This window comes from Alphaproteobacteria bacterium (assembly GCA_023898725.1).
Lineage (GTDB): Bacteria > Pseudomonadota > Alphaproteobacteria > JAUHZC01 > JAUHZC01.
Map to the genome: position 1 here is coordinate 1,028,155 of CP060236.1, position 20,400 is coordinate 1,048,554.

At 44.3% G+C, this 20,400-nt stretch carries 18 protein-coding genes; 6 read left to right on the top strand and 12 right to left on the bottom strand.

What is annotated here, in order from left to right:
- Positions 1 to 7: 7 nt before the first annotated feature.
- The gene (locus H6849_04765) at positions 8 to 757 is read right to left on the bottom strand and encodes a class II aldolase/adducin family protein (protein USO01369.1); all 750 of its coding nucleotides are present in this window, start codon (positions 755 to 757) and stop codon (positions 8 to 10) included.
- A gap of 66 nt (positions 758 to 823) precedes the next feature.
- The gene (locus H6849_04770) at positions 824 to 1,591 is read right to left on the bottom strand and encodes a hypothetical protein (GenBank protein ID USO01370.1); all 768 of its coding nucleotides are present in this window, start codon (positions 1,589 to 1,591) and stop codon (positions 824 to 826) included.
- Positions 1,592 to 1,726: 135 nt separating this feature from the next.
- On the opposite strand from H6849_04770, the gene H6849_04775 reads away from it, so the two are divergent.
- Genes H6849_04775 through gap form a run of 4 tightly spaced genes read left to right on the top strand, consistent with a single transcriptional unit; the run spans position 1,727 to position 5,925 of the window.
- Positions 1,727 to 2,452 carry a hypothetical protein gene (locus H6849_04775; protein ID USO01371.1) on the top strand — a complete coding sequence of 242 codons (726 nt, stop codon included), beginning with the start codon at positions 1,727 to 1,729 and terminating at the stop codon, positions 2,450 to 2,452.
- The gene (ruvX, locus tag H6849_04780) at positions 2,442 to 2,909 is read left to right on the top strand and encodes a Holliday junction resolvase RuvX (protein USO01372.1); all 468 of its coding nucleotides are present in this window, start codon (positions 2,442 to 2,444) and stop codon (positions 2,907 to 2,909) included. Before H6849_04775 ends, ruvX begins: the two co-directional genes overlap by 11 nt.
- Positions 2,910 to 2,953: 44 nt before the next feature.
- On the top strand, positions 2,954 to 4,888 hold the full coding sequence (tkt, locus tag H6849_04785; GenBank protein USO01932.1) for a transketolase: 1,935 nt from the start codon (positions 2,954 to 2,956) through the stop codon (positions 4,886 to 4,888).
- 26 nt (positions 4,889 to 4,914) lie between these two features.
- The gene (gene gap, locus H6849_04790; GenBank protein ID USO01373.1) at positions 4,915 to 5,925 is read left to right on the top strand and encodes a type I glyceraldehyde-3-phosphate dehydrogenase; all 1,011 of its coding nucleotides are present in this window, start codon (positions 4,915 to 4,917) and stop codon (positions 5,923 to 5,925) included.
- 34 nt (positions 5,926 to 5,959) lie between these two features.
- On the opposite strand, the gene H6849_04795 is transcribed toward gap, so the two are convergent.
- The 9 genes from H6849_04795 to H6849_04835 form a co-directional block, all read right to left on the bottom strand.
- Positions 5,960 to 6,895 carry a hypothetical protein gene (locus H6849_04795; protein ID USO01374.1) on the bottom strand — a complete coding sequence of 312 codons (936 nt, stop codon included), beginning with the start codon at positions 6,893 to 6,895 and terminating at the stop codon, positions 5,960 to 5,962.
- A gap of 21 nt (positions 6,896 to 6,916) precedes the next feature.
- Entirely contained in the window at positions 6,917 to 7,858 is a 942-nt protein-coding gene (locus tag H6849_04800; GenBank protein ID USO01375.1) for an FkbM family methyltransferase, read from the bottom strand.
- Positions 7,851 to 10,280, bottom strand: a complete 2,430-nt coding sequence (gene gyrB / locus H6849_04805) for a DNA topoisomerase (ATP-hydrolyzing) subunit B (GenBank protein USO01376.1) — start codon at positions 10,278 to 10,280, stop codon at positions 7,851 to 7,853. Before gyrB ends, H6849_04800 begins: the two co-directional genes overlap by 8 nt.
- A 16-nt stretch (positions 10,281 to 10,296) precedes the next feature.
- On the bottom strand, positions 10,297 to 11,517 hold the full coding sequence (gene recF, locus H6849_04810; protein ID USO01377.1) for a DNA replication/repair protein RecF: 1,221 nt from the start codon (positions 11,515 to 11,517) through the stop codon (positions 10,297 to 10,299).
- 8 nt (positions 11,518 to 11,525) lie between these two features.
- On the bottom strand, positions 11,526 to 12,635 hold the full coding sequence (locus H6849_04815; protein USO01378.1) for a DNA polymerase III subunit beta: 1,110 nt from the start codon (positions 12,633 to 12,635) through the stop codon (positions 11,526 to 11,528).
- A 59-nt stretch (positions 12,636 to 12,694) separates the two neighbouring features.
- On the bottom strand, positions 12,695 to 14,071 hold the full coding sequence (gene dnaA, locus H6849_04820; GenBank protein USO01379.1) for a chromosomal replication initiator protein DnaA: 1,377 nt from the start codon (positions 14,069 to 14,071) through the stop codon (positions 12,695 to 12,697).
- Positions 14,072 to 14,731: 660 nt separating this feature from the next.
- Positions 14,732 to 15,514: a peptide chain release factor N(5)-glutamine methyltransferase gene (gene prmC / locus H6849_04825; protein USO01380.1), complete on the bottom strand. Its 783-nt coding sequence runs from the start codon at positions 15,512 to 15,514 to the stop codon at positions 14,732 to 14,734.
- Between the two features lie 62 nt (positions 15,515 to 15,576).
- Positions 15,577 to 16,680 (bottom strand): peptide chain release factor 1, encoded by a 1,104-nt coding sequence (prfA, locus tag H6849_04830; protein USO01381.1) that lies wholly within the window; start codon positions 16,678 to 16,680, stop codon positions 15,577 to 15,579.
- Positions 16,677 to 17,921 carry a histidine--tRNA ligase gene (locus H6849_04835; GenBank protein ID USO01382.1) on the bottom strand — a complete coding sequence of 415 codons (1,245 nt, stop codon included), beginning with the start codon at positions 17,919 to 17,921 and terminating at the stop codon, positions 16,677 to 16,679. Before H6849_04835 ends, prfA begins: the two co-directional genes overlap by 4 nt.
- 170 nt (positions 17,922 to 18,091) lie before the next feature.
- Here H6849_04835 and H6849_04840 point away from each other — a divergent pair, with 170 nt between their 5' ends.
- Positions 18,092 to 18,784, top strand: coding sequence for a phosphatidylserine decarboxylase (locus H6849_04840; GenBank protein USO01383.1), 693 nt, complete (start codon positions 18,092 to 18,094; stop codon positions 18,782 to 18,784).
- A gap of 1 nt (position 18,785) precedes the next feature.
- Positions 18,786 to 19,649, top strand: coding sequence for a phosphatidylcholine/phosphatidylserine synthase (locus tag H6849_04845; GenBank protein USO01384.1), 864 nt, complete (start codon positions 18,786 to 18,788; stop codon positions 19,647 to 19,649).
- On the opposite strand, the gene H6849_04850 is transcribed toward H6849_04845, so the two are convergent.
- The gene (locus H6849_04850; GenBank protein USO01385.1) at positions 19,635 to 20,363 is read right to left on the bottom strand and encodes a 16S rRNA (uracil(1498)-N(3))-methyltransferase; all 729 of its coding nucleotides are present in this window, start codon (positions 20,361 to 20,363) and stop codon (positions 19,635 to 19,637) included. The two genes, H6849_04845 and H6849_04850, sit on opposite strands and share 15 nt — an antisense overlap.
- Between the last annotated feature and the right edge of the window lie 37 nt (positions 20,364 to 20,400).

Sequence of the window (20,400 nt, forward strand, 5' to 3'; positions counted from 1 at the left end):
GATGACCTTACAGTAATGGTTGCATTGACTTATAAGAAGACCCCAAACGATCCAGTTTTCGAAGCCATGAAACCCAATCGCGATGACCAATATCCGTCTCAAAAGACAAAAGATCAGAAACACTCCGTGCGCATACCTCAGGACTAGGAACAACAGGAGTTTTTACACTAGAGAGTGTCGCGACCTGCGTTTTACAGGCTAGCTCAAGGTGATATGTATAAAACAACGCTTCATGAATGGTTTGACCAAGAGTTAAAACGCCATGATTACGCATAAGCATGACATTTTTATCCGCCAACATATCCGCTACCGCATCCCCCTGTTCATATGTATCAACAATTAAAGAACCATACGGAAGATAGGCAATTTTATTATAAAAGTGCAGCGCCCATTGTGAAATCGGGAGCAGCCCATCCGGGTGACATCCAACCGCTATACCTGCAAGAGTGTGGGTGTGAAAAATTGCATTGACTTCTGGACGGGCTCGATAAACAGCCCCATGAGCCGCATACCCCGTTTGGTTGTAGGTACACTCCTCTCCTTCGTGAATATCCCCATTTATCCCCACGCGCATGAGGGAACCCGCCGTCACCTCTTCGTACAATTGCCCAAAGGGAAAAATAAAATAGCTGTCTTCTCCTGGAAGACGAGCGGAAAGATGCGTGTACGTATGATCATCTAAACCAAGCATCGCACAAATGCGATAGGCAGCCGCTAAATTTTCCCGAATTTTAGCATGTGTAAGAATCTGCTTCATTAATAGCCTCGCTTATTTTTTCCTTATACTCTCAACAGAAAAGTTGCTAACAGGAAATACATGCTATCATAGTTTCTTTGTTTCTGCATAATTGAGTAAACACCGATACCCCCCCACCATGAATACACAAGTCAATGACACACGCACGATATATTCTATGAAAAAAAAGGCTCCCGCAAACACAGGTGTGCCAAGGATATCAAAAAATTCTCTCAACAACTGGTGTACACCATCAATCAAAATAAAACTGACCAACCCAGACCCCAAGGACACAAGAATCACATATGCCAGCATATGAAGGTGAAGTGCGTTGATCACACGAAAGCTTTCACGAAGACGCAATCCATAGTTTGAAGCAATCAGTACATACGCGACAAAGAAATATAACCACATCCATAGCGTTATAAAAATTACAGCTGCGTGAGCAATAAAAGGTACAAAAGCAACAAATGGCCTCGTCAAATGCAAAATCATTAGAGAAAGGAAACTTAGACCACTGGCAAGAACCAGTGAAAAAAACAGTGAATACAAAAAGCTACGGATAACTTGATGGCGCTTCCAAGGATTGCGCAACACCAGCGCACGATACAAAAACACACCTTCAATCCCCGGTAAACTTGACGTAAGCCAAGAAAACAAAGGGTTCATCGTGCGCTGTGTGAGGATCATACCCATGTACGTCTTTTGCTGAAGCACATCTCCTCCCTGGTATGCAGTAAAGTGAAGAGTCAGCAATACTCCACACATTACAAAAAAGGTAATCATGTATGTGCGGGCTTTAAGCCAGAATATGGCTTTGCTCAATTGGTAGCTTTCCCTAATAAAGTGTATCATTATAATTTTACTCCACAGCAGAATGTACACGACTTTGCCAACGGTGACAAACATGCGTATACTGGTATACATATATGACAGTTTATGTGTATGAGGCAATTCTTCAGATCACCTTTTTCATGGTTTTGTGTGGCCATGAACATTGTATGGGCGCTCATCCTTACAGGATGTGCCTCGCATGCATACCCTGTTCCACGCGTCACTCAGGAAAACTACGCCCCCGATACACACGCGATTATTGTCCTACGCACATATACCATCTATCACAAACGAGCCTCTCACGTAAAAACAGTGTGGGCAAAATTTGATCCCGAATACCAAACAACAAGTAAAATAGCTTTTACGTTTGATCCTTTGGCTCGAGGAGGGTTCCAAAAATATATCCCTGGATTATCTCAAATTGGCGAGACATTAAACTTTCCTAAAGAAGCCAACTATGATGTTTTCCAGATACCCCCAGGACGCTATCTTCTGGATTGGTTTTCCTCTACCGTTGCAGGAACAAGGTTTCAAACATCTAATGATGACGGCTGGAATATCAAAAAAAACCAAGCAACATGGGCAGAATTCGAAGTGAATCCTGGAGACCTAATTTACCTTGGCGATATTCGTTTCTATTTTTCACAAACAGAATGCGGAATATCCTCAAAGAATGCCCGTGATGATGCTGAGGCTTTTATCCATGGACACTATCCGTGGGTGCGAAAAGGGATCGAGTTCCGTCCACCTTCTATTACATGGGATAAGCTCTATCAACCTGCCCTTGGGGTTGTTGAACCAACAGCAAGAAAAAGTACACTTAGTGAAACGCTTTCCAAAGCGGAATCTTTCTCAGGATCTCTTCAAGCCCATGCTCAGTGATATTTCCCACCTCAAAAATATTTGTCGCCCCAACCAACGCCTTATGGGTATAGACTACGGCACCAAGCGAATTGGAGTTGCGTTGAGTGATACACTCCGCAGTATGGCTACCCCCCATACTGTCTTGCACCGTACGCGGTTACGGGTTGATCTAGAAGCACTTTTTGCCATTCACGATCAAATGAACGTGTCAGGATGGGTCATTGGTCTTCCCTTGAATATGGATGGCACAGAGGGCTCTCGTTGTCAGTCCACACGCCAATTCGTAAAGAATATTCTGGAACTGCGAGATATTCCTGTTATTCTTCATGATGAACGTCTATCTTCCATTGCCGTAGAACGCACTATGATTGTGGCTGATCTCTCCCGATCGAAACGTGCAAAGTGTGTTGATCAAGCAGCAGCTGCTTTTATTTTGCAGGGTGTACTAGACGCATTTAAGAGGTATCCCGAATGACACAGTCACACACCTATGACTATCCCCACAAAGCGCACCCCGCCATGGCAAATGCCTTACGCCAACTCAGCGCTGACATGGTGGAGCAAGCCAATTCTGGTCACCCAGGTATGCCACTAGGAATGGCTGATATCATGACCGTTTTGATGACAAAACATCTGCAGTTTTATCCCCAAGACCCCCTGTGGCCCAATCGCGATCGTCTTATTGTTTCCAATGGACACGGAAGTGCTCTGCTCTACAGCACTCTTCATCTGCTTGGATACAAAGAAATCTCCATGGAAGAGATCCAACGCTTCCGTCAACTGGGGAGTCTCACCGCAGGGCATCCAGAGTATCATCCACAAGCAGGTATAGAAACCACAACGGGGCCTCTCGGGCAGGGTTTTGCTAATGCGGTGGGTGTGGCATTATCTGCCAAAATTCTTGCAGCGCGCTTAGGAAATGACACGATTAATTACCACACGTACGTGTTTGCTGGTGACGGCTGTTTAATGGAAGGAATAAACCACGAAGCAGCTTCCTTAGCGGGACATTTGATTCTTAATAACCTCGTTGTTATTTTTGATGATAACCATATTACAATCGATGGTAGCACCGCTCTTTCAACCTCCGAAAACACCTGCGCCCGTTACAAGGCCTACGGATGGGACGTCTTATCAATTGATGGGCATGATCTTCAGGCCATTGATGAGGCACTTACCCGAGCACGCACGCATACGCGTCCAACGCTCATAGCTGCGCGAACATCTATTGGAAAGTGCTCTCCTACCAAAGAAGGTTCGCATAAAATTCATGGCTCTCCTCTTGGTAAGGATGAACTGACTGAACTGCGCAAAAGGTTAGGTGTTTCAAAGAAACCTTTTCATATCCATCCTGCTATAAGAACTCTTTGGGAAGAGGCCGGATTACGCTACGCGGATATGCATAAAAAATGGTGTGATTCTCATGAGGTAACCCTTCAGAACTATCGTGTTCGGGTTCAAGAATCGCTCACAATCGATTGTCTCAATGCATGCCTTCGTGATCTTGACACAACATTACCACGCGCAACACGCCAAACCTCACAAGATGTTCTTGAGAAACTGGCTCCCCATCTTCCACACCTGATTGGAGGCTCCGCGGATTTAACTGCCTCAAACAACACAAAAACAGGGAGTATGTTGGATATTACGTCCACAACCCTTAATGGTACCTATATTAATTTTGGTATTCGCGAACATGCTATGGCTGCAATCATGAATGGGCTTTCTCTATCATCAGACTTTGTGCCTTATGGTGGGACTTTTTTGGTTTTTTCTGACTACCTGCGTCCTGCCCTGCGTCTTAGTGCCCTCATGAAGATACGTGTAATATACGTTTTTACCCATGATTCAATTGGGTTGGGTGAAGATGGCCCCACACATCAGCCAGTCGAGCATCTGGCATCTCTTCGTGCAATCCCCAATCTGCAAGTTTTTCGCCCAGCAGATTTACATGAAACAAAAAATGCGTGGGTTTCAGCGCTTGCTTATAAGGGACCAACCGCCCTTATTCTCAGTCGTCAGCCTCTCCCTCAGTTGGATCGCACATGTGCACAGCTCTATGAAAGCATGTCTGTCTTTCATAGCCAAGATCTCCCACCGTGTGTTACGCTCTTAGCCACAGGATCAGAGGTATCTCTTGCCTTGGCTGTTCAAGAGAAACTACGCACTGACTGTATTGGTTCCACTGTTATTTCTGTTCCCAATAAAGCAGATTTAGAAGCCCTCACACCAGCAAAGCGAACACAGATTATTCCGCAAGACAGTCTGTGCGTTGTTATTGAGGCCGCACGTGCGACAGACTGGTATGATATAATCGGCAGAGATGGTATTGTGTGTGGGGTTCCCTCTTTTGGTGCATCAGCACCACTTGCAGACATTTATGCACAGGTAGGATTGACAGTCCCTACAATCACTGAAAAAATCAGAAATCATCCCGCGATGATGGAGCCGTAATAACCGCAAACTAAAGAGGGATAGGCATGAGTACAATACGTGTGGCGATCAATGGGTTTGGTCGCATTGGTCGCTTAGTGATGCGGGCTATCCTCGAGCAAGGTCGCAAAGATATCGATATAATAGCCATAAATGATCTTGGCACTACGTATAGTAACACCCACATGCTGAAGTATGACTCGGTTCATGGGCCCCTTAATCGTGAAATTACGATCACAGACTTGGGATTTGATGCAGGAAGTGGTCTTGTTCGGGTATACGCAGAACCAAACCCAGAAAAACTACCCTGGGGTGATTTGAAGATTGATATTGTCTTTGAGTGTTCAGGACGATTTACTACACGCGATAAGGCTGTTGCTCATATTGATGCTGGTGCCGCACGTGTTTTAGTATCTGCGCCTTGTACTGACGCAGACTATACGGTTGTATATGGTATAAACCACAAAGGCCTTAATCGCAGTCATGTTGTCATCTCGAATGCATCCTGTACAACAAACTGCCTTGCCCCGATTGCGCATGTTCTTGATGAAAATATTGGTATTCAAAAAGGGTTTATGACCACTGTCCACGCCTACACAGGTGATCAACGCTTGGTTGATACACTACATCAAGACTTACGCCGCGCACGAGCTGCGGCCACTGCCATTATTCCTGCCTCAACGGGTGCTGCACGAGCCGTTGGTCTTGTTTTGCCTCATCTTAAAGGAAAAATTGATGGGACAGCTGTGCGTGTGCCAACGGCTAATGTTTCAATGGTTGACTTAACCGCTGTAATGAATCGCTCCACATCAGTGGATGAAATTAATACACTTATGCGTTCAGCCTCAACTGGTTACCTCAAGGAGGTACTTGGTGTATGCACAGAACCACTCGTATCTTGCGACTTCAATCATAATCCCCTAAGTTCAATTGTTGATCTTGAGCAAACGCACGTGGTTGGAGATAACTTTATTCGTGTACTCTCATGGTATGATAATGAGTGGGGTTTTGCTAATCGTATGTGTGATACAGCACGGGCTTTGTACGAAACCTGTTAAACTTTTATTGTGATTGCACAGGAGGGAAATACCCTTATAGTTTCTCCTTTCGGGATAATACGATGTAAGCTGCGTCAGTATCAAATAAGGTTTCAAGTGTAGATCTCTGAAGGCCATGCGTAGGATCAACCCTCCAAACATTGAACTTCTCATATTCGAAAAAGGCAAGAAGCTCGTCGATCTTTTGTTGGTGGCGGGGTGTGTTTTTGGGTCTCCAATGCAGAAAAATCGTAATATTAGGATTATTCGCCAAAGTTTGCGCAGCACCCTTTACGATCAAAGGAACATAGTCTACGACATCAATCCATAAGAAATCAACCTGCGCCTGAGAGAGAAAACCATCTAACGTCTGTGTCCACTCTGAAGAACAAAAATTTTTTGCTCTTTTTTGCTTTATAGGCACGGGTTCACGCACATCGTTGATTTGCTTGTCGGTGCATTGGGAGGCATGACCATCACAATCCTGCATGGGCTTAACCAAAGAATCAGAAAGTCTTTGCGCATTCACCGTCACATTGTAAATATTATTACGCACCAAGGAATTCTGCAAATGTTTTACAGTTTTGGCATTTACTTCAAAGGCGATAACATGCCCCTTGTCACCAACTATGCGCGAAAATCGCAGTGTATGCACGCCATATCCGGCACCGACTTCAACAACATGGTCCCCTTTTTTCATCAAGCGGCCTGTTGTTTGTTGCACCGCACGAAGCAGGGAGTGTGCCAGGTTCACTTCACGGCAAAGATTCTGATCATTCCGATCAACAACAAGGTGTAGATCTCCATCCATTGCTACCTGTATATAACGCTTATTCGATGCAAGTTCCTCTGCTGATGTCCCCCAGACGCAACGTTTTTGGGAAGATTGTATTATCACAGAGCGCAACACAAAAACAAACGCGACACAAAAACAAATCAACAGAATTATTCGACGCTTAACAAACAGAGGGTTATTCACTTTCTTACTCATGACGATGGCACATTATCACTATTATAGTGAAAAATCTCTTAGATCTTTGCGTGACAACACCACATCACAGGCGGGGACATGTCGAAGGTCCTCAAGATTTATCTTCTTCATGCCAATACCACGAACAAGAATCCATGCTTTAAAATCTTGATTTTTCAGGTATGAAACAAGAACATTGACATCTCCACCACCGCGTTTCATGTGTCCAAGATCCCACTCCATAAGAATAGTAAGGTTTTTATTGGATGCGATAATTTTCTGAGCGCCCTTAAAAAGGTAGGGCTCATAACCCTCAATATCAATTTTCAAAAAATCAACCGTTAGATCAACCAGTTCTTTATCCAGTGTAGTCATACGTACTGGTTGGCATTCCTTAACTTTACATGTTTTAAATGCCTCTTCTGAAGACAAAATATAGCCAGCTCCAATATTCGAGCTCTCATAAATCATTTGTGCATCATAATCTCGATCGCCAATACCAGCATTGCGCAGATCAACGTTTTGAATGTTATTAATATCCAATGATTGACGTAAATATTTCGCAACCCTCGGATTTGCCTCAAAGGAGTACACCTTGCCAGAACTACCAACTAACTCAGAAAAACGCAGCGTATGAACACCAAAGTTAGCTCCCACCTCAACAACTGTGTCCCCTTGCTTTACAAGGGCTTTAATAACATTTGTTTCGGTCTTGTCCCAATAACCAAGAGCCCTAATTGCGTAACACACACATCGATCATGCTTGTTTACAACTATTTTCATCCCATTATCAAGGTACGAAAGGACATGATCGTCATCAATATTTTTTATATCTCGAAAATGCGTGGTATAAAACTCATAAAATGGACTTCTTAGTATGGCATCTTTAACTTCCCAAGGAATATAAGAGCGTCCCCAATACCCGAAGCTTGCAGAAAATAAAACAGCAGCGATACATATAAGTGAGTTACAGTATTTACGCATCAAGATTAGCTTTCAGAGCATTTTCTTGAATAAACTCACGACGAGGTTCAACAACATCACCCATAAGTGTTGAGAAGACTTCCTCAGCTTCATCAAAGTGATTAATTTTTACTTGGAGCAATGTACGCGCATCTGGATCAAGTGTTGTGCTCCAAAGTTGTTCAGCATCCATTTCGCCCAACCCTTTGTACCGTTGGATATAGACACCTTTTTGACCTTGCTGAGTGATAATCTCATTTAAAGAACAAGGACCTGTAACTTCTTGAAATTTATCTTTCACGTGGAAATGACTAATGGCTGTAAATAACTCACCATAGGTACCTAAAAGAGTTTTCAGTTGAGTCGCATCAGCTGCCCGCAGAATATGAGGATCCAACAAAAACTGCTCCGGGACACCACGCACGATCCGACGCAATTTAAGTGCTGCACCATCTTTAGCAACTGTCCACTTTGGCTTCTCAACGCTTGAAGAAAATCTGTGAAGTCTATCTTCCAGTGCCCTCATTGTTGCCTCGTCGTGAAATCTTCCATCACTGTATGTTCCCGCAAGAGCCACCTGATCGGCAATAAATTGTGACCCGACTTTGCGAATAAAGGGATCAAGAATGTTGCGAATTTTTGCACAAATATGCCCAAGATTTTCAAGATCAGGGCCAGCAATTTGTGTGCCTTCAGCTAAATTCAAAGTGGCGTCATTTGTACCGGATGTCACCAGATATGTATCAAGAGCATCTTGATCTTTCAAATACATAACAGAGCTTCCACGAATAGCGCCAAACAAAGGTGGTTGCGCAACATACAAATACCCTCGCTCGATAATTTCACGCATTTGACGAAAGAAAAATGTCAGCAGCAACGTCCGAATGTGACTTCCGTCTACGTCCGCATCCGTCATAATAATAATACGGTGATAGCGAAGCTTTTCAATATTGAAACCCTCAGGGCCAATACTTGTTCCCAATGCCATAATTAGGGTCCCAATTTCTTGGGAACCTAACATTCGATCAAATCGCGCACGCTCAACGTTAAGAATTTTTCCACGCAGCGGCAATACAGCCTGAGACTTGCGACTACGGGCTGATTTGGCAGATCCGCCCGCACTGACACCCTCCACAAGAAGGAGTTCACTAAATGCAGGGTTCTTTTCCTGACAGTCTGCCAATTTTCCTGGAAGCGATGAAATATCAAGCGCTGTCTTGCGGCGGGTAAGGTCACGTGCCTTACGGGCTGCCTCACGGGCTGTTGCAGCCTCGACAATTTTCATAATAACTTTTTTTGCTTCGCCGGGATTTTCTTCAAGCCACTGCTCGAGACGCTCTGCCACATATGTTTCAACCACAGGGCGGACCTCAGAAGAAACAAGTTTGTCTTTTGTTTGTGAAGAAAATTTAGGATCGGGTACTTTTACAGAAAGCACGCAGGTCAGGCCTTCTCGCATATCCTCACCAGTCAAGCTTACTTTCTCTCGCTTCATTAATCCTGTTTTTGTGGCATAGTTATTAAGCATACGTGTCAAAGCAGCGCGCAAGCCAATCAAATGCGTTCCACCATCCCGCTGGGGAATATTATTGGTAAAACAATGCATAACTTCATGATAGGAATCGTTCCACTCCATGGCTGTTTCAACAACAATGCCATCTTTTTCACCTGAAATGGATATCACTTCGTTATGAATAACATTTTTTTTACGATCAAGATAACGAACATACTCTGAAATTCCTCCTTCGTAGTGTAACGTCAAATCGTACGGTTCTTGTTCTCGCTCATCGCGAAAATTTAAGTGAACACCAGAGTTCAAAAAGGCTAACTCTCGAAAGCGTCGTTCGAGCGTTGCACGATCAAAAATAGTTTGTGTAAAGGTCTCCTTCGATGGCAAGAAATGAATGCGGGTACCTGTTTTTCCCTCAGCATCACCTATCACACGAAGAGGGGCGAGACTTTCTCCGTGACGAAACTCCATAAAATGCTCTTTGCCATTGCGCCAAACGGTTAGCTTCAACGATTCGGACAACGCATTCACCACCGACACACCGACACCGTGCAACCCGCCTGAAACTTTATAGGAATTCTGATCAAACTTACCCCCTGCGTGCAGCTGTGTCATAATGACTTCTGCGGCAGATATCCCTTCTTCGTGATGAATTTCCACAGGAATTCCACGACCATCATCGCTGATACTGACAGACTCATCTGCATGTAAAACAACCAAGATTTTTGAACAATGGCCTGCAAGGGCTTCATCAACAGCATTATCCAAAACCTCATAGACCATATGGTGAAGCCCCGACCCATCATCTGTATCACCAATGTACATGCCTGGACGCTTACGAACCGCATCAAGTCCCTTCAGAACTTTGATGGAGTGTGCTCCATATTCTGCATTGTCTGGTTTATTAGTGATATTGTTTTCAGTGTCTGACATTTCTGTGCCTTTATATCTAGTTTGTTGCGCCTGTTGTTATAAAATGAGCAATACACTTTGCATGTTCGAAAACAGATATGTCTGTTCCTGTCATCCACACCTGAACGCCCAACCGATCAATTTCAGCAAAAAGCTCCGCTCTGCGAGTTGCATCAAGGTGTGCAATGACTTCATCAAAAAGAAGAACAGGCACCGGTTTATTCTGAGCCAGCAAAACGCGCGTATTCGCAATGACAATGGATAGTAGCATTGCTTTTTGTTCTCCGGTAGAGCATTGAGTGGCAGGTATGTTTTTTTCTGCATGAATGACACGTAAGTTACTGCGATGGGCTCCATGATGGCTCACTCCCGTGCGTGCATCAAGATCACGCGCACGCCGCAGCAAGCCACGCAAATGTTCCTCAATAAACGTCGCAGAGTGACCAGCATCAAGCATATCTTCAATCTCACCCTCAACAAACAAGATTGCCCGGGGAAAAGAGGACATTTGCCAGCAATTCATCTCATGAATACGTGCGACAAACTCTATGCGCGCAACACCCAATGATAAGGAAAGTGTGGCAATTTTTTCCTCAAGGCTCGTAAGCCAAAGATCGTCGGTACGCCCCAATCGCAAAAGCTTCATTCTCTCCCGAAGCGCAGCGTCATACTGAGCAAGGCGCGTGGCATGATGTGTATCAAAAACATAAATCATGCGATCCAGAAATTGGCGGCGATCAGTCAGTCCTTCTCCCAAGATACGATCCATATGTGGCGTAACCCACTGCACCGTAAGATATTCGTTAAGCTGAGAAATAGAGCGCACATAGGAACCATCAACGCTTGCCATTCGACGGAAAACGCCTGTGCCACAAGCACTTTGACGATGAGAAATTCCAGATCCCAACTTTGTGACTATCCCCTTGCTCAAAACTGTGGCATGCACCCCCCACCCTTCAAGAGATCCTGAAGTGCTTTTATTTTGAGCATAGGGATCCATGAGCGTTGATCGTCGTAAACCTCGCCCGGGGGATAACCAGGAAATCGCTTCTAAAATATTTGTTTTGCCGCTACCATTTGGTCCCACCAACACAGCACTTGCGCCCGGTATACGAATTGACAGCGTATCGTAGGAACGAAAGTTTAACAGTTTCAACTCCGTAATTGCCTGAGAGAGATATTGAGATGAAGAGTGATCTGATAACGGATATTGACCCTCAGGAAGAACATGCGCCACATTTTCTTGGAGCATCGCCATCTTTTCCATTATACCCGCATTGGCATAACAACAAAAATTGCAGCCGAATTCCCAGGATCACGTATTAACACAGGCGAAGACGCATCTGAAAGGGCAATCTCGACACGACCACTGGAAGATTTGTGAAAAATATCAAGCAGATATCGTGCATTAAAACCAATTTCAAGTCCTTCCCCCGAATACAGAACAGAAATTTTCTCGTGGGCGCGGCCTGACTCTGAGCTCACAGCCGAAAGAAGCAACGCTCCCTCACTTAAGTTCATGCGCACACCGTATTCCTTATCAGAAGCCATGGTTGCCACACGATCAACGGACTCTGATAGCTGCTTTGCATCAAGTTCTAAAAGCTTATCATTAACCTTAGGAATAACCGCCTCATAGTCTGGGAATGTGCCATCAATTAAGCGAGAGGTCAGATAGGCATTTCCTAGGGTAAAAGCAATTTGGGTATCAGATATACTAAGATCAATCGCGCCTTCGCTTTCACCAATAAGTTTAGCCAGCTCATTCACACACTTGCGCGAAATAATAACAGGTGGCAATTTTTCAACATTCGTACTCACATAAAAGCTTGCGCGGGCAAGGCGGTGGCCATCTGTCGCAACAGCGCGCATTTCTTGCGCACCTTTTGGGTGTAACAAAACCCCATTCAGGTAGTAACGCGCTTCTTCATTAGACATAGCAAAACGCACCTGATCCAATACGGTAAAAAGATCTTTGGCAGGCATTGAGAAATTATGATGCAAAGAAGTGCGCTGAACTGTGGGGAAATCATCAGCCGGTAAACATGAAATATTAAACTCACATGCCCCCGAAACAAGCTTCAACTGTTGTGTATCTGGAATGAGCTCACACGCAATGTCTGAACCGGGTATTAATTTGCGTACAATTTCAAATAAACGATGCGCGGGGACAGTGGTCGCCCCGACTTGTGTAACCGATGCATCAATTGCCTCAATTAATGACAACTCAAGGTCGGTAAACGTTATGATGAGCTTGCCATTTTCAGCGTGCAACAAAGTATTGGCTAAAATTGGAACAGTCGTTCGTTTTTCAACCACATTTTGGCCGTGTGTAAGCGCTTTAAGGAAATTTTCGCGACGTATTTCAAACTTCATGGAGACCTAATCCAACCCAATCACACCTATTGAGGTCAATCTAGCACAAAAATCAGCGCTTAGCTACTCAACAAGCGTTTTAATAGGTCAATGTCTTCTTTAAGGCTGGGATCTTTACTTATCAACTCCTCGACCTTTTTGACAGCATGTAAAACTGTTGTATGATCACGCCCTCCAAACTTTCGACCAATCTCAGGGAGCGAAAGAGGAGTAAGGTTTTTTGTCAAATACATAGCTACTTGGCGTGGACGCACAACCGTACGCAATCGACGCGAAGAGTGCATATCAGAGACCCGTACATTAAAGTGCTCAGCAACCTTTTTTTGGACTTCCTCTGCAGTTACCAAACGTTCATTGGCTCGCAATAAGTCTCTTAGAACATCTTGCGCCATATCCATATTCAAGGCACGGCCAACCAACGTTGCGTGTGCCACTATACGGGTCAAAGCACCTTCGAGCTCCCGTACGTTTGAGGAAATTTTATGCGCTAGAAACTCAATAACACTATCTGGAACAGTTACAGTCAATTTCTCGGCCTTTGCCTGGAGAATCCCAAGGCGCAGCTCATATGTCGTTGGGTGCACATCAGCAACCAGCCCCCATCCCAGGCGAGACTTCAGACGTTCTTCCATCCCCTCCAGGTCTGAGGGTGATTTATCGGCAGAAATAACCACTTGTCTGTTTTGATCGACCAACGCATTGAAGGTATGAAAAAACTCTTCCTGAGTAGAGTCCTTACCACTGATAAATTGGACATCATCAATCATAAGAATATCCACAGACCGAAATTGTTCTTTGAAGGCGACAGTATCTTTAAACCGTAACGCACGAATAAATTGATACATAAATTTTTCAGCAGACATATAAATAACCTTGCGATCGGGGTGTGATGAACGCAGTTGCCACGCAATCGCATGCATTAAATGTGTCTTACCAAGGCCAACCCCTCCATATAAAAACAAAGGATTAAAGGGAACTGTTTCAGCTTCAGCCACACGCCGTGCAGCAGCATAGGCAAGTTCATTCGGTTTTCCCACTACAAAGTTCTCAAATGTAAAACGGGCATCCAGTGCTGATGTTGTGAAAATATTTTCAACACTTTTCCACTCATCCTCGCCTGCTGAAGGACTATCTTTGGCACGTGCAGTATTGGTTTTGCTATCTGCATCAGGTGGTGATGCAGATAGTTGGGATTGAGCAGAGCGTACGATTACGTCAAGCAAAAGAATGCGGGAATCAACCTCTTTGGCACAGGCAAGCGCATCACGTTCACAATTTGTCACAAACCAATCCCGTACAAAACGTGTGGGGGCAGCAAGAACAAGCCTTCCAGCCACAAACTCAACAAAAAAAATATCCGACAGCCAACTATCAAAAGTGACTTTGCCAAACTTTTTTTGTAACAAAAAAGCAATTTCAGGCCAAGGATTCGGCATTTTTTCGTGCGTAGAGATATGAACCACGGAAACTGAGGAGGAAATTCTAGTGTAAAAGTGATTAGCACATAAAAAAAACTTTGGATAGATTGGATTACGTTTTTCACCGATAAAGTCCAAAATACCAAATTGGCAAAAATATTATTCAGGGCGTTGAAAAAGTAAGTGCAACAAACATAGATAATAAATATGCAAAAACATCTCTTGTAATGTCGTTACGTCGTACCTATATGTATAGAGTCAGCGTGAAAGCGTTGACTACATACCTCCCTAAAATAAGAAGGCCAGTGCAAGCTGGCCTTTTTTATTGCCCACAATCACCGCTTGGCGGGTACAGGCATGTGCGTAAAAATAGGCACATAGCAACCATGCAAAAAGGTCTCTTGCAAAAATACGGCAACAAACCTATATGTATGGAGTCAGCGTGAAAGTGCTGACTACATACCTCCCTAAAATAAACTGGCCAGTGCAAACTGGCCTTTTTTATTACTCACGGTTATTCCCCAATAACTGTGAGGACACATACCTCATAAATTGTTATAGTCCCTTAACTTATAGGGACTTTCTTTGCCTCTATTTTTTATATTAAGAAGATAATAATTGTGCAAATGATATTTTTGCATGCCAGAGGTATCAAAGAGTGTTTTTTCTGCATTCTTCTTATATAGATTGATCATAAAATCCTTTTATAATACGGTCTTTGCCAGCAAGATCCCTCACGCATGCAACGCCGCATAACATATTAAAAAAAAGTTTTTGTACCGCTTTTTTTTGCGCGCAACCTATTTCCATTGCCACAAACGATTTCTTTTTTGCCAAAAAAGGCAAACTATTGTGAATCATACGGTAGCACTCCAGTCCATCTTCACCGGAAACCAGAGCTCTATAAGGATCATAGTTACACACATTATCATCAAGCCCCATAAAATCAGAGTCGGATATATAAGGAGGGTTACTGACAATAATATCAAATCCACCACACAGCTCCTTTCCCCAATTTCCTTGAACAAACATACAGCGCTTAGCAAGATTAAGACGGCGAGCATTCTCACGCGCCACAAGAAGAGCACCGTAGCTAATATCAACACCAACTCCTGTTGCCTCCGGAATTTCATCCAATAAAGACAAAAGCAGACAACCAGAACCCGTTCCCATGTCCAAAATACGGGGCTTAGGAACGGGGCTTGTGCTGTAAAAATCCAAGACTTCCTCCACAAGGTGTTCGCTTTCTGGGCGTGGATCTAGCGTTTCTTCTCCAAGAATAAATGTATGCTTCCAAAACTCGCGCCTCCCCAGAATGCGCGTGATCGGCTCACCCAAGGCCAACCGCCCCAGTTTGTTGTCAATTTCGGTCATTTGTGGGACACTCAAAGTCATGTGCATGTTCTGCTGATGGATGTGGTCAGGCAATACCTTCAGCACCTCACCTATTATAAGGCGCACGTGCCTGCGATTCAACGAGGGTGGCGCATTGCGTAAGATATCAGCGGGAGTAACCACCTGCTTTAAACCTGAGACTCTGTGCCTGTTCCCATATCAAGATCTGCCAGCAAGTTTGCCTGATGATCAATAATGAGTGCATCAATAAGTTCATCCAAAGCCAAGCCCATCAACACAACGTCTAGTTTATACAGCGTCAAATTAATTCGGTGATCAGTGACGCGCCCTTGGGGAAAGTTATACGTACGAATACGTTCTGAGCGATCGCCCGTTCCCACTTGACTGCGGCGCTCGGCAGCGCGTGCCGAGTCACGCTTGTTACGCTCATATTCATAAAGACGGGCACGCAAAATTTTCATGGCGCGATCACGGTTTTTATGTTGTGATTTCTCATCTTGCTGTGTCACAACAATGTTTGTTGGTAAATGCGTAATACGAATGGCGCTTTCCGTTTTGTTCACGTGCTGTCCCCCAGCACCCGAAGCACGATACGTATCTACGCGAATATCCTTATCACTAATCGAGACATCAATATCCTCAACCTCAGGAAGAACGGCAACCGTTGCGGCAGAGGTATGAATACGCCCTTGGGTTTCTGTGGCAGGAACACGCTGCACACGATGGGTGCCAGACTCAAATTTTAAAAGCGCAAACACATTTTTACCCTTCACATTCAATATAGCCTCGCGAACCCCCCCCATTTCAGCATCACTGATGCTAATAACCTCGGTTTTCCATCCTTTTACCTCAGCGTAGCGTTGGTACATATTCAATAAGTTCCCGGCAAATAGGGCAGCTTCCTCCCCTCCCGCTCCTGCCCGCACTTCAATAATAGCACTTTTTTCATCGGCTTCGTCTTTTGGCAAAAGCATAATACGGATGCTTTCATCAAGTTTTGTCATATTTTTGCGCAGCTGATGAATTTCCTGATCTGCAAGATCACGCATTTCTTTGTCTTGTGCCTTATCCATCAAAATATATTCCATATCCGCAATGTCAGCAGAAACTTTCAGGTAATCCTTGATAGAATCCGCCGCAGCCGTTAGGTCAGAATATTCCTTGGAAAGAAGAGCAAACTCTTTAGGGTCATCGCATCCTTTTGCTAACGTTTGTGCCAAAAAGGCGTGGCGTGCAAGCACGGTCCGAAATTTATCAGCATTACTACTCATAATACAGTTTCCTCGAGCCTATTTTGTGAAAGATCATCCATCGCAAGGCGTACCCGGTAACCAGAGCGCATATGCTTAAGCTCAGCTATTCCAGAGACGAATTCGTCGCTTCCAACAATCATTGCATGAGAAACAGAAAGCTTATCAATTTTCTTCAACAACTTTCCTGGATTCCCCCCCGAAACAAGCTCGATACGCATTCCCCGATCACGAAGTGATTGGGCTAAAACGACACCTTGCTCTAAAAATTCTTCACCTAAGATACCAAGACCCAGCCCACAGGGACTATCAGGAGTGTAGTTATGCAACAACATAAGGCGTTCGAGGCCAGCAGCCCATCCCACCCCGGGAATATGGGGCCCTCCCATGGTTTGACACAAACCATCATAGCGGCCCCCACCAAGAATTGTTCCTTGCCCTCCGCCTTCTTGGATCACATATTCGAATGTTGTGTGCACATAGTAATCAAGGCCACGGACAATTAAGGGATTCACTGTATAAGGAATGCTCAACTTTGTTAGCATGTTTTGAACACCATCAAAGTGCTTCTTTGCTGCATCACTCAAGTAATCACCATATGCAGGGGCATCATCAAAAAGAGCCCGATCCTGAGGCGCTTTTGAATCAAGAATGCGCAACGGATTTTTTATAAGACGGATTTTTGAATCCTCTGACAGCCGATCACTATAGCGACTAAAGTAGCCAACCAACGCCTGCGTAAAAGCTTCGCGCGAAGGGACATCTCCCAAGGTATTGATATGCAAAGCACACTTGTCGTGCAACGATAGAGCACGCAAGTACCTATCGGCAGCTGTAATGACTTCAACATCAGCTTCCATACCGGCAACACCTATGAGCTCAACACCCAACTGGTGGAACTGGCGATAGCGACCTTTTTGGGGGCGATCATAACGAAACATAGGACCTGAGTAATGATAACGTAAAGGAAGCGATTGCGTTAAACCATTTGAAACAACAGCACGCATCACCGCAGCCGTTCCCTCTGGACGCAGTGTTAGCCTATCCCCCCCTCGATCAGGAAAAGTGTATGTTTCCTTGGTTACAATGTCGGATACCTCACCTACGTGATCAAAGATCGACGCAAATTCAATGATGGGCGTGCTCATCTGCGCATATCCGTAGCGAGATAGAACCGATCGTGCTAAATCAAGAAGATGCGTGTAGTGACGCATTTTGTCAGGCAGAAAATCGTGGGTTCCGCGAACAGGTTGCAACATCATAAAAAGCCATATAATACAAGGTTTTTTTATCTCAGGCCAGTACGCTTGTCACGCAAAAAGTATCGATGACAGCACGCTAGCTGAAAATTCGCCGTACTCTTTCTTGGCAAATGCGTGATAGTTTGCTAGATTCAAACCCATAAGCTATCTTTTTTTTCTGGCGATCACTCATGTTTTTATCCTTTCTTTCCCCCATGCATGCAGACGGGTGGCGTTTTGTTCTACCAGGTGTCGTGCTATGTTTTCTTAGCTTTCGCTGGGATTTCCCCTACGTTGGTTTTGTTTGCACGGTGATAACCTTTTGGTGTGCCTACTTTTTTCGCAATCCCTCACGGTCTGTTCCTCAAAATGAAGGGTTAGTTCTTTCACCCGCAGATGGAAAAGTATCTGCTATTGCACACGTTTCTCCCCCTGCAGAGCTTGGTCTTGATGCAAAGGAAAAGTGGGTACGTGTCAGTATTTTTCTTAATATCTTTAACGTTCACGTTAATCGTATTCCCCTTGAAGGGAAATTGAAAAAAATTGTTTACAACAAGGGAAAATTTGTAAATGCCTCATTGGATAAAGCAAGTGAGCATAATGAACGCAATGGCTTAGTAATTGAATCTCATGGCAAACTTACATACGCATGCGTCCAAATCGCCGGCCTTATCGCACGTCGGATTCGCTGTGATGTAACAACAGGAACAAACCTTATTTCAGGGCAATATTTTGGTCTGATACGATTTGGAAGTCGTGTTGACGTTTATTTTCCAGCACATTACGTGCCTCAAGTAAGTATTGGCCAAACGGCTATTGCAGGAGAGACAGTTCTATTTAACATGCACGCTCCTCAAACAGCACTGATCGGCAAAACTATCTAGCATGAAATTTGACTTTCCACGCATTAAAAAATTTTCCAAAAACTTCCGTAAGGGAATCAAACGATTTCAAGGTATGCACCCAAAGTTGAGCGCACGCATGCCACAAAGTGCACGCTTTCACCGTGGCCGATTTCACCTTAACCACAATATTATCAGACATGTCCCTAATATGGCCACAGTACTTGCTTTGTGCAGTGGCTTAACAAGCATTCGCTTTGCCTATGTCGGACAAGGGAGACTGGCCCTTTTGGCGATTCTTCTTGCCGCTGTGTTCGACTTAATGGATGGTAGGCTTGCACGAATCTTAGGCGCCTCTAGTGAATTTGGTGCAGAACTAGACTCTCTTTCAGATTTTGTGTCTTTTGGTGCAGCACCCACACTAATTATCTATTTTCTTTCTTTGCATCATTTGGGAAGTTTGGGATGGTCTTTTTGTCTTTTTTTCTCCGTTTGTTCTGGATTCCGTTTAGCGCGTTTTAACATAATGACACGCACCGCCAGTCGCAAAAACCAAACTGCTGATGACTATTTTGTTGGCGTTCCTGCTCCTATGGGTGCTCTTATGGCTTTGCTTCCTTATTTTTGCGCCCTCGCCCTTGAATTAACACCGGATCATGTGCCCCTTGTTATTCTCGTTATAACAGTTGTAGGATCTGGTATTTTGATGATTTCTCATATTCCAACGTATACATCAAAAAACATCAGCATGCCCCGTGAAAAACTCCCACTGATCCTTATTGCCTCAGGCCTAACACTGGCTGCTCTTTTTACAGCACCGTGGCGGGTGCTATCTATTGCAGGAATTGTATACGCTGCATCCATTGGTGTGACTGGTTACAAATACAGACGATCAATGCGCCGTTGATCTCCCCAAAATATAGCCAATTAGAACGGGTAAGGCTGTTTCGGCACGCATGATAGGAGTATTTACGTGAACCAGCTCTGCGTTAGTTTCATGAAAAAAAGCCCATTCTTCCTGAGAAAATCCCCCTTCTGGACCCACTATCAGAAGAGACTTTTGATTGAGTGGGTAAGAATGATTTGTGAGATTGCGGCCAATACCTACGGGGTTTTTTTCAGCACCAACAATAACCTTGGAATTTGGAGACTCCAGCACCGCATCCCTTAAATTTGCCTCCGTCACAACAGTAGGAATACGCAGTCGGCCACATTGCTCCACAGACTCACGGATGATTTTTGAAAGTCTGTCCAAACGTATCGTGTAATTCTGACTCCGATCCATTCGAACAATAAAAATCTTTTGTACGCCACATTGCGTTGCCATCGCAACCATATCCTCTACCAATTGCGGTCTAATAAGAGGAATTACAACGTCAAGACCATGATACACTGAAATCCTCGAGGAATACCTTTCCATTAACTCACAACAAACGCACACACGTGATACGGATTTAATAACAGCACGCCACTCGCCCGATTTTTCATTAAAAAGGGCAATTTCCATTCCTGGTTTTGCACGCAAAACCGAAGAAAGATAAATGACCTCATTGCCCTCAAGGGCTATTACCTGTCCTTTTTCATACAAAGGACCATCAAACCACAAGCGGTATTTTCTCATAGTCATAACGTAGACGACCAAACAATTCTGTGTTTTA